Source organism: Streptomyces sp. NPDC048644, assembly GCF_043199105.1.
Lineage (GTDB): Bacteria > Actinomycetota > Actinomycetes > Streptomycetales > Streptomycetaceae > Streptomyces.
This window is the reverse complement of the sequence record NZ_JBICVO010000001.1, coordinates 671,477-685,380: the sequence shown is the minus strand read 5'-3', so window position 1 is coordinate 685,380 and position 13,904 is coordinate 671,477. Positions and strand designations below refer to the sequence as shown.

The 13,904-nt window shown below is 73.4% G+C and carries 9 protein-coding genes and 1 pseudogene; 6 read left to right on the top strand and 4 right to left on the bottom strand.

The genetic code is table 11. The features are described from left to right. Positions 1–48: 48 nt before the first annotated feature. From ACGFNI_RS03075 to rbsK, 5 genes and pseudogenes are all read left to right on the top strand, one after another. Positions 49–477: an organic hydroperoxide resistance protein gene (locus tag ACGFNI_RS03075; RefSeq protein ID WP_393680020.1), complete on the top strand. Its 429-nt coding sequence runs from the start codon at positions 49–51 to the stop codon at positions 475–477. A gap of 330 nt (positions 478–807) precedes the next feature. Beyond that, positions 808–1,809 carry a LacI family DNA-binding transcriptional regulator gene (locus ACGFNI_RS03070; protein WP_393680019.1) on the top strand — a complete coding sequence of 334 codons (1,002 nt, stop codon included), beginning with the start codon at positions 808–810 and terminating at the stop codon, positions 1,807–1,809. Positions 1,810–1,893: 84 nt separating this feature from the next. Continuing rightward, positions 1,894–3,579 carry a sugar ABC transporter ATP-binding protein gene (locus ACGFNI_RS03065; protein ID WP_393680017.1) on the top strand — a complete coding sequence of 562 codons (1,686 nt, stop codon included), beginning with the start codon at positions 1,894–1,896 and terminating at the stop codon, positions 3,577–3,579. Continuing rightward, positions 3,572–5,493, top strand: a pseudogene (locus tag ACGFNI_RS03060) (substrate-binding domain-containing protein). The gene ACGFNI_RS03065 and the pseudogene ACGFNI_RS03060 overlap by 8 nt, the downstream one beginning before the upstream one ends. Before the next feature lie 79 nt (positions 5,494–5,572). Further along, the gene (gene rbsK, locus ACGFNI_RS03055; RefSeq protein ID WP_393680015.1) at positions 5,573–6,481 is read left to right on the top strand and encodes a ribokinase; all 909 of its coding nucleotides are present in this window, start codon (positions 5,573–5,575) and stop codon (positions 6,479–6,481) included. Positions 6,482–6,566: 85 nt separating this feature from the next. Here the strand turns inward: rbsK and ACGFNI_RS03050 are convergent, their stop codons facing one another. Next, positions 6,567–7,964, bottom strand: coding sequence for a nitrilase-related carbon-nitrogen hydrolase (locus ACGFNI_RS03050; RefSeq protein ID WP_393680013.1), 1,398 nt, complete (start codon positions 7,962–7,964; stop codon positions 6,567–6,569). 134 nt (positions 7,965–8,098) lie between these two features. Beyond that, positions 8,099–9,427 (bottom strand): pyroglutamyl peptidase, encoded by a 1,329-nt coding sequence (locus ACGFNI_RS03045; protein WP_393680012.1) that lies wholly within the window; start codon positions 9,425–9,427, stop codon positions 8,099–8,101. Positions 9,428–9,672: 245 nt separating this feature from the next. Between ACGFNI_RS03045 and ACGFNI_RS03040 the strand changes: the two genes are divergently transcribed. Beyond that, positions 9,673–12,207 carry a beta-glucosidase gene (locus tag ACGFNI_RS03040; RefSeq protein ID WP_393680010.1) on the top strand — a complete coding sequence of 845 codons (2,535 nt, stop codon included), beginning with the start codon at positions 9,673–9,675 and terminating at the stop codon, positions 12,205–12,207. Positions 12,208–12,268: 61 nt separating this feature from the next. Here ACGFNI_RS03040 and ACGFNI_RS03035 read toward each other — a convergent pair whose 3' ends face one another. Continuing rightward, on the bottom strand, positions 12,269–12,973 hold the full coding sequence (locus ACGFNI_RS03035; RefSeq protein WP_393680008.1) for a DUF4097 family beta strand repeat-containing protein: 705 nt from the start codon (positions 12,971–12,973) through the stop codon (positions 12,269–12,271). Positions 12,974–13,115: 142 nt separating this feature from the next. After that, positions 13,116–13,829: a BTAD domain-containing putative transcriptional regulator gene (locus ACGFNI_RS03030; RefSeq protein ID WP_393680007.1), complete on the bottom strand. Its 714-nt coding sequence runs from the start codon at positions 13,827–13,829 to the stop codon at positions 13,116–13,118. Between the last annotated feature and the right edge of the window lie 75 nt (positions 13,830–13,904).

The window sequence follows — 13,904 nt, the reverse complement described above, 5'->3', positions numbered from 1 at the left end:
AGCCGTCGCGATCGTGGGCGCGAGTCGCGGCGAACCACAGGAGGATTCATGTCCATCCAACAGGTTGATGTCGTCTACACCGCCGTGGCCACCGCCGAGAACGGCCGTGACGGCCGCGTCGCCACCGATGACGGCAAGCTCGACGTCGTCGTCAACCCGCCCAAGGAGCAGGGTGGTAGCGGTGCGGGCACCAACCCCGAGCAGCTCTTCGCCGCGGGGTACAGCGCCTGCTTCCAGGGCGCGCTCGGTGTCGTCGCCCGCCAGGAGAAGGCGGACGTCTCGGGTTCCCGGGTGACCGCGCACGTCGGCATCGGCAAGACCCCGGCCGGCGGCTTCGGCCTCACGGTCGAGATCTCCGCCTCGATCCCGAACGTCGACGCGGCCACCGCCAAGGACCTCGTGGAGAAGGCGCACCAGGTGTGCCCGTACTCCCAGGCCACCCGCGGCAACATCGAGGTCACGCTGACCGTCGCCTGACCCGCGACCACGGCAGAGCAGTACGCCGAGGGCCGCATCCCTGCCAGGGGTGCGGCCCTCGGCCGTTGCGCGCGGCGGCCTCTCCGGGGCCCGCGAAGGGCCCGCCCGGCAGCCGCGCCGCGCCCTTCCCCGTTCGGTCGGCGTGACGCAGGCCACAAACTGCACGTCTTGACGGGCACCTCGTGTAATCGATTACGTAGGCCCCACGAAATCGATTACACATCGATCACCCGGATCAGGCATCAGCTTGGATCGGGCATCGGCCTGGATCAGGCATCGGCCTGGATCGGGCACCGGCCTCGATCACACGCAGAGGATGGCAACGGCGCCATGGCGAACATCAAGGACGTGGCAGAGCGGGCGGGAGTCTCGGTCGCCACGGTTTCGCGGGTCCTCAACGGGCACAGTCCGGTCGCCGAGACCCGGGACCGGGTGCTCGCCGCCGTACGGGAGCTGGGCTACCGCCCCAACAACGTCGCCCGCGCGCTGCGCACCGCCCGCACCGGCACGCTCGGACTGATCATCAGCGACCTCACCAACCCGTTCTTCACCGAGCTGGCCGACGCCGTCGAGGACGAGGCCCGCAGCCTCGGTTACAGCCTGATCATCGGCAACGCGGGCGAACGCCCCGAGCAGCAGGACGACTACATCCGCACACTGCTCGACCGGCGGATCGACGGCCTGCTGGTCAGCTCGGCCGGCACCGGTTCCGCGATGCTCGGCGAGGTCGTCGAATCCGGTACCCCGCTGGTCCTGCTGGACCGTGCCGTACCCGGCGTCGACGCCCCGTGTGTACGCGCCGACGGCCGCGCCGCGCTCACCGAGCTGGCCGCCCACCTCGCCGCACTCGGCCGCCGCCGCCCCGCGATCATCGTCGCGCCGGCCGGTACCCCCACCGGCGACGAACGCCTGCACCTGTTCCGCACGGCGCTCGCCGCGCACGGCATCGACCTGCCCGACACCCGCGTCGGCGCCACCCCCGACCTCCAGCACACCGGTGGCCGCAGCGTGATGCGTACCTTCCTCGACCTGCCCCAGCCGCCCGACGCGGTGCTGGCGACCGACAACCTGATGGCACTCGGCGCGCTGGACGAACTGCGGGCCCGCGGGCTGCGGATCCCCGACGACATGGCCCTGGTGGTCTACGACGACGTGCCGTGGTTCGCCCACACCGACCCGCCGTTGACGGTCATCGCCCAGCCCACCCGCGAACTGGGCAGGGCCGCCGTGCACACCCTGCTGGCGCGCATCGAGGGCCGGGCCACCGGCCCGGTGCTGCTGCCGGCCCGGCTGGTGCCCCGCCGCTCCTGCGGCGAGCCGCCGGCCGGCTGACGCGCCACGCACCGGCGCCACACCCGAGCACCACCACCGAGCACCACACCCGAGCACCACATCCGAAGGAGAGAGGGGCAGCGCATGACCGGCGTCAACGACGACGTACCGGCCGGCCGCGAACTGCTGCGCGTGGAGGGGGTGACGAAGTCGTTCCCCGGCGTGCGCGCGCTGGACGGCGTGGACCTGAGCCTGCGCACCGGCGAGGTGCACGTCCTGCTCGGAGAGAACGGCGCGGGCAAGAGCACGCTCATCAAGATGCTGTCCGGCGCCCACCGCCCCGACGAGGGACGCATCCTCGCCGATTGCGGAGCGCACGGCGGACGGGACGGTGCGACGGATGGGGCCCAGGGGCTCCGTGAGGTGCACATCCGCTCCGCGCAGGACGCGGAACGGCTCGGTATCGCCACCATCTACCAGGAGTTCAACCTCGTCCCCGGCCTGACCGTCGCCGAGAACATCTTCCTCGGCCGTCAGCCGCGCACCGCGCTCGGCCTCGTCGACCGGAAGACGATGCGGGCCCGCGCCGCCGAACTGCTGCGCCGGGTGCGCCTGGACGTCCCCCCGAACACCCCGGTCTCCGAACTGGGCATCGCCCGGCTCCAGATGGTGGAGATCGCCAAGGCCCTCAGTCTCGAAGCCCGCGTCCTGATCATGGACGAGCCGACCGCGGTGCTCACAGCCGACGAGGTCGAGACCCTCTTCGGCATCGTCCGTGAACTGCGCGCGGACGGCGTCGGCATCATCTTCATCACCCACCACCTCGACGAGATCGGCGCGCTCGGCGACCGGGTCACCGTGCTGCGCGACGGCCGTTCCGTCGACGAGGTGCCCGCCTCCACCGACGAGGAGGAACTGATCCGGCTGATGGTCGGGCGGGACATCTCCGAGCAGTACCCGCGCAAGCGCCCCGATGCGCCGGGCGCGCCGCTGCTGCGGGTCCGCGGCCTGACCCGGCACGGCGTCCGCAGCAGCAAGGGCTCACCGGCCCGCCCGGCCTTCGATGACATCGACTTCGAGGTGCGGGCGGGCGAGGTCGTCGGCCTCGCGGGACTGGTCGGCGCGGGCCGCACCGAGGTCGCACGCGCGGTGTTCGGGGTGGACCGCTACGACGCCGGGACCGTCGAGGTCGACGGCAAGGAACTGGCGCGCGGCGATGTGCGGGCGGCGATGCGGGCCGGGCTCGGCCTCGTACCGGAGGACCGCAAGGGCCAGGGCCTGGTCCTGGACGCCTCGCTCCAGGACAACCTGACGCTGGCCAGACTGGACCGCGACACCCGGCGCGGCCTGGTCGACCGGGGCGGCCAGCGGCGTGAAGCGGCGGCCGTCGCCGGGCAGTTGAAGGTCCGGATGAGCGGCCTCGGGCAGAGCGCCCGCACCCTCTCGGGCGGCAACCAGCAGAAGATCGTCATCGGCAAGTGGCTGCTGGCCGAGACCCGGCTGCTGATCCTCGACGAGCCGACCCGCGGCATCGACGTCGGCGCCAAGGTCGAGATCTACCAGCTGATCAACGAGCTGACGGCGGCCGGCTGCGCGGTGCTGATGATCTCCAGCGACCTGCCCGAGGTCCTCGGCATGAGCGACCGGGTGCTGGTGATGGCGCAGGGCCGGCTGGCCGGTGAACTCGCCGCCGCCGACGCCACCCAGGACGCGGTGATGGAGCTTGCCGTCCGGTCCCCGAACGGCGCCGCGCAGCCCCAGGCCGGGCACACTCCGCACCCGACACACGAAACACCTGGTCAGAGCGCGATGGAGGGCTCCGATGACTGATCTCCTGAAGACCCCGGGGGAGACGCCCCCGACCACGGCCCCCGGCCCCGCGTTCGGACCGTGGTTCACCAGGGCGGTCCTCAAGAACGGCCCGCTGGGCGGCCTGATCGCCCTGGTCGTGGTGATGGCGGTGCTGTCCCAGGACTTCCTCAACGGACAGAACCTCCTCAACGTCGGCGTCCAGGCGTCCGTCACCGCGATCCTGGCGTTCGGCGTCACCTTCGTGATCGTTTCGGCCGGCATCGACCTGTCCGTCGGCTCGGTCGCCGCGCTCTCCGCCACCGTCGTCGCCTGGGCGGCCACCGGCGAGGGACTTCCGGTCTGGATCGCGGTGCTGCTCGGCCTCGCGGTCGGCGCGGTCGCCGGACTGGTCTCCGGCGCCCTCGTCGCGTACGGCAAACTGCCCGCCTTCATCGCCACGTTGGCGATGCTCTCGATCGGCCGCGGCCTGGCCCTGGTGATCTCCGGCGGCTCGCCGATCCCCTTCCCCGCCTCGGTCAGCTCGCTCGGCGACACCCTCGGCGGCTGGCTGCCGGTGCCCGTCCTGGTCATGATCACCATGGGGCTGATCGCCGCGCTGATCCTGGCCCGTACGTACTCAGGGCGCGCGATGTTCGCGATCGGCGGCAACGAGGAAGCCGCCCGGCTCTCCGGCATCCACGTCAAGCGCCGCAAGCTCGTCATCTACGCGCTGTCCGGCCTGTTCGCCGCGGTGGCCGGCATCGTGCTCGCCGCCCGGCTCACCTCGGCCCAGCCGCAGGCCGCTTCCGGCTACGAACTCGACGCCATCGCCGCCGTCGTCATCGGCGGCGCCAGCCTCTCCGGCGGCTCAGGCAAGGCGTCCGGCACCCTCATCGGCGCGCTGATCCTCGCCGTGCTGCGCAACGGCCTCAACCTGCTGAGCGTCTCGGCGTTCTGGCAGCAGGTCGCCACCGGCCTCGTCATCGCGCTCGCGGTGCTCCTCGACACCCTGCGGCGCCGGAGCGCCCGATGAGGGCCCGGACGGCACGGACCGCCGCGGCAGGACTGGCCGTCGCCCTCACCCTGGGCCTGGCCGGCTGCGACCGCGGCGGCCACACCGACCTGGGCCTGGCGCTGTCCACGATGAACAACCCGTTCTTCGTCGGCATCAAGGAAGGCGCACAGGCCGAGGCGGACGCGCGTGGCCTGCACATCAACATCACCGACGCCCAGAACGACCCCACCCAGCAGATCAACCAGATGGAGACGTTCACCAGCCAGAACGTCAAGGCCGCCATCATCAACCCGGTCGACTCGGACGCCGCGGTGCCGGCCGTCGGTGTCGCCAACCGGGCGAAGGTGCCGGTCATTTCCATCGACCGCGGCGTCAACGGCGGCGACGTCGGCTCGACCATCGCGTCCGACAACGTCGCGGGCGGCCGGCTGGCGGCGAAGACGCTCGCACAGTCGCTCGGCGGCAAGGGCAAGGTGGCCTTCCTGGAGGGCCAGCCCGGCACATCGGCCGCCCGCGAACGCGGCCAGGGGTTCGAGGAAGGGATCAAGAAGTTCCCCGGCATCCAGGTCGTCGTCCGGCAGCCGGCCGACTTCGACCGGACCAAGGGCATGGACGTGATGTCCAATATGCTCCAGGCACACCACGACATCGGCGGAGTGTTCGCGGCCAACGACGAGATGGCGCTCGGCGCGTCCAAGGCGCTGGGCGGGCGCTCCGGCAAGGACGTCAAGGTCGTCGCGTTCGACGGCACACCGGACGGCGTGACGGCGGTCCGCGACGGCACGCTGACCGCCACCGTCGCCCAGCAGCCCAAGCTCCTCGGCAAGAAGGCCGTGGACCGGGCGATCGAGGCGTCGCGCGGGGCGAAGCTGCCGGCGTCGGTCAAGGTGCCCGTGGTGCTGGTGACGGCGGAGAACGCCGCGAAGTTCGACGGCTGAGGACGGCGGCCGGCCCGGCTCGGGCCGGCCGGCACGGCCCCGGCAACGACGTGAGACGAAGGCAAGAGGAGAACGGCGCATGTACGACGTCCTGGTGGTCGGTTCGGCCAACGCGGATCTGACGGTACGGGTGGACCGGAGGCCCGGCGCGGGCGAGACGGTGCTCGGCACCGATCTGGTCGAGTCGGCGGGCGGGAAGGGCGCCAACCAGGCGGCGGCTGCGGCCCGGATCGGCAGCCGGGTCGCGCTGCTGGCCCGGGTCGGCGGCGACGCCTACGGCGCGCTGCTGCTCGCCGCGCAACGGGAGGCCGGCACGGACGTCACGCCGGTCATCGTCGACGACGCGGCCCGCACCGGCACCGCGATGATCGTCGTCGGCCCGGACGGCGACAACAGCATCGTCGTCTCGCCCGGCGCCAACGCCGCCCTCACCCCGCAGGACGTGGCGGCGGCGCGGGAGACCATCGCGGGCTCGGCCGTCCTCTCCCTCCAGTTGGAGACCCCCGTCGAGACGGTGCGGGCAGCCGCGGCGACCGCCGAGGACACCGGCACCCGCGTCGTCCTCAACCCGTCCCCCGCCCCCGCCTGCCTGGCGCCCGAACTCCTCGCCGTCGCCGACCCGCTGGTCGTCAACGAACACGAGGCCAGGCTGCTGTCCCAGGCCGCCGACGGCTCGCCCCGTGACTGGGCGCACGCCCTGCGCGACCTGGGCGCCCGCTCCGTCGTGGTCACCCTCGGCGGCGAGGGCGCGCTGGTCCTGGACGCGTCGGGGACGCACGAGGTGCCCGGCGTGAAGGTCGACGCCGTCGACACCACCGGCGCGGGCGACGCCTTCACCGGCGCCCTCGCCACCCGGCTCGCCCACGGCGACAGCCTCCCCGACGCCGCCCGCTTCGCCGTCCGCGTCGGCGCCGCGGCCGTCACCAAGCCCGGCGCCCAGCCGTCCTACCCGACCCTGGCCGAACTGGAGGAGCTGCCGGGGGAGTGAGCGTCACGGCTCCGGGCGGCGCCGGCCACGCCCGCCGCCGCGTGTCTCTCCCGCGCGCCCGCGTCGCCCGGCAGCGCAGCCGCCCTCACCGTGCCATCTCCTTCGGCCCGTACGCCGCCCGGTCCGCGCCCGTCGTCAGTGCCCAATAGCGGTCGCCGTAGGACCAGTGCCACCACTCGGTCGGGTAGTTCACCAGGCCCGCGGCGGACAGCGCGGCGCTCAGTATCCGGCGGTTGGCGCGGGCGGTGGGGGACAGGCCGGGCGCTGCCGTGTAGCAGGCGCCGGCGCTCTCCTCCGGTGAGGCGTCGATCGGTGTGCCCATGTCGAGTTCGGTGCCGTCGGCGGTCACCAGGGTGAGGTCGACGGCGCCGCCCGCGCTGTGCGGCGCGATCTCGGGCGGTGAGACGAAACGGCTGGCGGCGGCCTGGAGGGACGCCTCGTCCTGGTCGGGCCGCGCCGCCCGCAGCCCCTCGCGGTACCGCTCGAAGTACTTCCGCTGGAGCGACAGCGGGCGGTACCCCTCGACGACGCGCAGCCGCAGCCCGTCCGGCAGGGCTTCCTGCGCCGCGAGCAGCCGTCGCAGCACCCCGGACCGCAGGTGGGCACAGGCGCCGTCGTCCTCCTCCTGGCCGCCGGGCGCCAGCAGTTGGGGCGCATCGGCCCGCAGGTCCACCAGCGGCTCGCCGCACTCCTGGACGGGGACGGCGGCCACGGCCGGGTCGGCCATCAGCGTGATGCGGTCGCGGACATCGGTCAGCACCAGTTCCGCCGCGTCCGCCGCGCCACCGGGGACGGCCCGCCCTTCACCCGCGCCCGCCACCCGCTCGCCGCTCGGCAGCCAGGCGCCGCTCAGCCCCACGGAGCGGCCGGGGGATCCGGTGCCCGCGCCGTTCGCGAGCAGGATGTGCAGGTCGTGCTCGCGCGCCAGCGCCGGGTACCTGTCCAGGCTCGCCGGATCGCTGTGGAAGGCACTGGCGAGATACACCCGGCAGCCGTCCGCCGCGGCCCGCGCGGCCACCTCGGGGAAGGCACTGTCGTAGCAGGTGGCGAGCGCGAACCGGATCCCGCCGAGGGTGAAGCGCCCGTCCGCGCCGCCCGGGGCGAACACCTCGCGTTCCGTGTCGGTCGGGTGCCGCTTGTCGTAGCGGGTGAGCAGCGCGCCGTCAGGACCGTAGACGAACGAGCCGATCGTCGGCGCCTGCGCGGGGCCGTCGGCGCGGGCCGCGGCGTTCACGACCGCCGCGGCACCGGCCGCCCGGCAGGCGTCCCGTACGGGTGCGAGCCGGGGGTCGTCCGGAGTGACGGTCATCCGCCCCGGGGCGGCGGCTATCGCCGTCACGTCGTACTGGGTGAGCGCCAGTTCGGCGAACACCACAAGGCCGGCGCCGCGGCCGGCCGCCTCGGTGACGAGCGCGGCCATCCGCGCCGCGTTGGCCTCGATGTCGCCAGGACGGGGGATGAACTGTGCTGCGGCAAGGATCATGCAGTCATCATGCCCGGCACGCCGCGGCCCCGCTCGGGCCTGTGGATAACTACCGTGGCGGCAGCCGATGATGAGCGGATCCGGCCGCCCGGGGAGTCCGCCGAGCGCCGTACCCGCCTCACGGGACCGCACGGCTACCCCCGGCCGCCCCGCCCACTGTGCCCGCCGTCCGCCACCGCGGACGCCGCCACCGTCACGATCCGCCGCACCTGCGCGGTGATCGCCACCCGGTTGTGCACGAAGACCGGATCGGTGACCCGGCCGCCCGCCGGATCGGTGTTCCCGGGCCCGAACTCCAGCACCGGCGTGTGCAGATGGCCGCCCGCCAGGCCCGGCCGTACCGCATCGCGCAGCAGCGTCGCCCGGTAGCCGATCTCGTTGGACAGGTAGTCGCCGCCGCCACCGGCGCGGGCCGTCGAGCCGGGTGTGGGGCCGTCCGGCCGCTCGACGGGCGCCCCGCCGCCCGCCGGGATCTCGGTGACAGTGGTGTGATCGACGACCGGATAGGGCCCGGTCGTGGCCGCGACGATCCGCCGGTAGGGCAGGCCGGTGGTGGTCCACTGCGGCTGCGGTCGCACGGTCGGCACCCCGGCAGGTACCGGCACCGTCCCGGTCCGTGACACCCGGGCGTTGTCCGGATAGCCGCCACGCCAGGCCCCGTTGGTCCGCTCGACGTCGAACCGCCCCGGCTTGCCCTGGCTGATCGTGGTGAACAGGTCGGCCTGCCGCGGCCCCCTGCGCAGGTGCGGCAGCAGCGTGCGCTCCACGGTGCCCGCCGCGAAGTCGTCCCACCGCACCGGGAAGACGGCCGCCTCGATGCGCGCCGGGCGCCCCGACGCGGTACGCACCGTCGTCCCGTCGAGCGCCAGCGCCGCGGCCCCCGACGGGTTGCTGCGCCGTATGTCGGCGTCCAGTTGGAAGGGGTCGAAGCCGGTCACCACGATCCGCAGCACCTTCCCGCCGGGCGGCAGGCCGATCGTGTCCTGTCCCCGCGAGCCGCGTTCCAGCGCCGCGACGAGCGCCTTCCGCCGCGCCGTGCTCAGCCCGAAGTCCGGCCGCCAGTCCCGCACTTCCTTCGTCATGGTCAGCCGCGCCCAGTACAGCGGCCGGTCGTCGTCCCGGCTGAGACCGCCGCCCGCAGGCCCGTGCCCCTGCGCCCGCCGCACGGCCCGGTGCCACAGCGCCCGCCCCTCGCGCGCCACATACCGCCGGCTCTCCCCGTAGCTGCCGAGCCGCGTCAGGCCGCGCGCGAACTCCCGCTGCCACCTGTCGAATCCGCTGCGCCGCAGGATCTCCTGGGGGACGTCCTGGGCCAGCCGCCCCTCCTCGACGGATGCCGCGGTCCCGGAGCCGGAGGGCGCGGTGGCTGCTGCGGTGGCCGCGCCCGGAGCGGTCAGCGACAGGGGGACGGCGGCTGCCAGGGCGACGCCGAGCGCGCCCAGCCTGGTGCGTATGTGTCTCATGCGGCGAGTAAAGCCGGTGGGGGTCCGGGGACGGTAGGGGTCCGCGCGCGGTACGGCACCGAGGACTCTTGCCCCCCATGCCGTAACTCCCGTCCCGCTGCCCGCAGTCCGGGCCGCCTTCTCCGCCCTTCCCGTGTGCCCCTCACCCGTACGGGTAACGAAAGGGTGACGACGTCTACCGGGTGCACGGTGACCGCATCAGAATGCAGGCCACCATGTGCCCGACCTGTCCCAGGGAGCGATGCATGACCGACCACGACACCGACCGGCGGTCCGACGCACAGTCCGCCCACGGGCGGGACGCCGTCCACCACGCCGCGGTCGAGACGGCCCTCGCCGCGCTCGACCTCGACACGAAGGCCGGGCTGCTGTCCGGGCAGGACGCGTGGACGCTGCCCGCGATCCCGGAGATCGGGCTGCGGTCACTGGTCATGTCGGACGGCCCGGTCGGGGTACGGGGGCAGGAGTGGAGCGCCGCCGACCCCTCGATCGCGCTGCCGAGCCCGACGGCACTGGCCGCCACCTGGGATCCCCAACTGGCCCGCACGGCAGGCCACCTGCTCGCCCAGGAGGCCCGCCGCAAGGGCGTGCACGTCCTGCTCGCCCCCACCGTCAACCTGCATCGCTCCCCTCTGGGCGGTCGCCACTTCGAGTGCTACTCGGAGGACCCGCACCTGACCGGCGTGATCGGCGCGGGGTACGTCCGCGGGGTCCAGGAAGGCGGCGTGGGCACGACCGTCAAGCACTTCGTGGGCAACGACGCCGAAACCGACCGGCTCACCGTCGACAACCGCATCGCCCCGCGCCCGCTGCACGAGCTGTACCTCGCGCCCTTCGAGCACATCGTCGAAAACGCCCGCCCCTGGGGCATCATGACCGCCTACAACCAGGTCAACGGCGCGACGATGACCGAGCACCACCACCTCGTCAACGAAGTGCTGCGCGGCAGGTGGGGATTTGACGGCGTCAACGTCTCCGACTGGACCGCGGCCCGCGACACGGTCCGCGCGCTGAACGGCGGCCTGGACGTGGCCATGCCGGGCCCGCGCACCGTCTTCGGCGACCGCCTCGCCGCCGCCGTGCGCGCCGGCGAGGTGACGGAGTCCGCGGTGGACGCGGCGGTCCGCAGAGTGCTGCTGCTGGCGGCCCGTACGGGATGCCTGGAAGGGGTGCAGGCCGCCGTCGACCCGGCACGGGTGCCGCAAGGCATCGACGGCCGCGCGGTGGCCCGTGAGATCGCCCGCAGCTCCTTCGTCCTGCTGCGCAACGAACCCGTCGCCGACGGACGCCCGGTGCTGCCCGCCGACCCCGCCGCCCTCCGTACGGTCGCCGTGATCGGCGCCGCCGCCCGGGATGCCCGGGTGCTCGGCGGCGGCTCGGCGACCGTCTTCCCCGAGGCCGTCGTCGCGCCCCTGGAGGGCCTGCGCGCCGCCCTGCCCGAAGGCGTCGCGCTCCGCTACGCCGTCGGCGCCGAGCCCCGCACCCGCGTCCCGCACGCCCGTACGGGCTTCGCCCTGCGCACCCGCTACCTCGCCGCCGACGACCGGGTGCTCGCCGAGACCCCGCAGTCCGACGGCAAGGTGCAGCTGATCGGCAGCTACCCCGAGGGTGTCGGCCGCGCCGAGCTGGCGGCCGTCGAGCTGACCGGCACGTTCACCCCGCAGGTCACGGGCCGGCACGTCCTCGCGGTCTCCGGGACCGGCGCGCTGCGGCTGACCGTGGCCGGACAGGTCCACTTCGACGCGCACTGCGCGCCCGACGGCAGCGACCCGTTCGAGGCGTTCATGCACCCCGCCGAGCAGCGGGTCGAGGTGCCGCTCACGGCCGGGGAACAGGTGGACGTCACGCTGCGGTTCGTGCCCCGGAGCCTGGGCCTCGGCGACGACATGGACGCGCTGAACTTCGCCCTGGGGCACGCGGAGCCGCAGCAGGCACCGGACGCCGAGATCGAGGAGGCGGTGCGCGCGGCGGCCGGAGCCGACCTCGCGGTGGTGGTCGTGGCCACCACCGAAGAGGTCGAGTCCGAGGGCTTCGACCGCGCCGACCTGCGGCTTCCCGGCCGCCAGGACGAACTGGTCGCCCGCGTCGCGGCGGCCAACCCGCGCACCGTCGTGGTCGTCAACTCCGGCTCTCCGGTGGAGCTTCCGTGGCGCGAGCAGGTGCCCGCCGTGCTGCTGAGCTGGTTCCCCGGCCAGGAGGCAGGCGCCGCGCTGGCCGACGTCCTGCTGGGCGCCGCCGAGCCGGGCGGCCGGCTCCCCACCACCTGGCCCGCCCGCCTGGAGGACGCACCCGTCACCCGCGTCACCCCCGATGACGGCCAACTCGACTACACCGAGGGCCTGTTCATCGGCTACCGGGCCTGGGAACGGGCCGCTGCCGCCCCCGCGTACCCCTTCGGCCACGGCCTCGGCTACACCGACTGGGAGTACGAATCACTGGACACCACCCCGGACTCGGTACGGGTCAGGCTGCGCAACACCGGGCAACGGGCCGGCCGCGAGGTCGTCCAGATCTATCTGGCACCGGTGGACGGCGGCCCGGCAGGCGCCGCGCCGACCGGCGGGGAGACGGCCGGCCCGGCCCGCTGGCTGGCCGGTTTCGCGGCCGTGCGGGCGGCTCCGGGCGAGAGCGTCGAGGCCGAGATCGCCCTGCCCCGGCGGATGTTCGAGATCTGGGACGAGACGGCCGGCGCCCGGCGTCTCATCGCGGGTGACTACACCGTCGAGGCGGCGCACAGCGTCGCCGACCGCAGGCTGACCGCGGAGATCACCGTCGGATAGCGCCTGATCCGGACGACAGGCCCTTAGGGGCGGGCCCCGGGACACCCCGGGGCCCGCTGCCTCAGGAAGCCGGGACCACCGACACATCGCCCCCGCTGGTGTGCGCCGCCACCTTGTGCGCGGCGGAATCGTTCGTCGTCACCGACACCTTCCGGCTGCCGCCGCTGGTCGAGGCGTCCACCGCGTAGGTGCCCTTGGGCAGCCGGATCGTGACGTCGCCGCCGCTGGTGCGGCCCGACACGTCATCGGGGACCTTCGTGAATCCGGCCGTCACGTTGCCGCCGCTGGTGCGCACCTTCGCGGTGCGGGCCGCGGAGTCGTCGAGGGTGATGTCCCCGCCGCTGGTCTCCGCGGCGACCGAACCCGACATGCCGCGGACGGTGATGTCCCCGCCGCTGGTGTGCAGATCGACGTCGGCGCCGCGCGGCACCCGCACCCGGTAGTTCACCGTGCAGCGGTCTCCCATGTTCTTGCACGAGGGGGCGTTCAGGGACAGCCGGCCGCTCTTGAGCGAGTGGTCGGGGTGCGGCTTGCTGCCGGTGTAGCTGTACTTCTCCGTCACCTTGACCGGGCCGCCCGCGTCCACCGGCACGACCTCGATGGTCCCGCCTGACGTGCGCGCCGCCACCGATGAGACCGTGCCGTCCACCGTGTACGTACGCTCCGCCCCCTTGGACGGGCCCATGCCGCTCAACGAGCAGCCGGTCGTCAGCACGGCCAACGCCGCGCAGCCGATGGCGAGATGGGACACGCGAGGACGGGACATGGGAAGGATTCTCCTGAAGCAGGCGGCATACCGGTCACGGGACATCCTTCAGCACCGGGGCCCGCGGGACGTCGCGCCACGGGATGAGCTTTCCGCCCCGCGCCCCTAAGGGACACGCCCTGATCGGCACGGGGGAAATGCCCTAGGCGGAGCTGAGTTCCTCGACGAGGCGTGTCATGTGCGGGGACGGCAGGGTTTCCAGCTCCTGCCGCAGCAGCTCACGGTAGCTCTGGTAATGCTTCAGCGCGCAGGCCGTGTTGCCTTCGGCCGAGTGGATTTCGATGACGATGCGATGCGCGGATTCGCGGATCGGATCGATATCTATGGCGGTCATCGCGGCCTGAAGCGCGAGCAGATAAGCCCCTGTCTCCTGGAGCTGCTGGGCGATGCTTTCCAGGGCGTGCAGGCGGGCTTGGTCCCAGTGTTGGCGTTCGAGGGAGAGCCATTCGTCGGGCCAGCCCGGCAGTAATTCCTGATCGAGTTCGCCGACCAGCGGGTCGCAGTCGGCCGGCAGGGGACGCTGCCGGGAGCTGTGCTGCTGCGCCGCGGCCCGCAGTGCGTGCAGGTCGACGTCCACCGCGGGCGAGAGCCGTAAGCGGTGCCCCGAGCTGTCGATGACGGTTACGGAACGTATCCGCCGGCCTCGGCACAGGGCTGACCTGAGGTTCGCAGCCGCGCGGCTGGGTGTGCAGTCGGGCCAGAGCTGTTCGGCGGCGGCCCCACGGTGCACCCCGCGCGGGTTCAGGGCGAGGAGGGCCAACAGGCGCTGGCTGCCCAGGGGGAGGGGAATGCGGCTGCCGTCGTAAGCGAACTCGAAAACCCTGAGGAGTTGCAGGTAGGCGCTGTTCGCGATCACAGACACCACTCTGGGACCGGCCGCCGGTCCGCGCATCCGGATATGCCACGCGGAAGGCCGGAACAGGCGCGGACA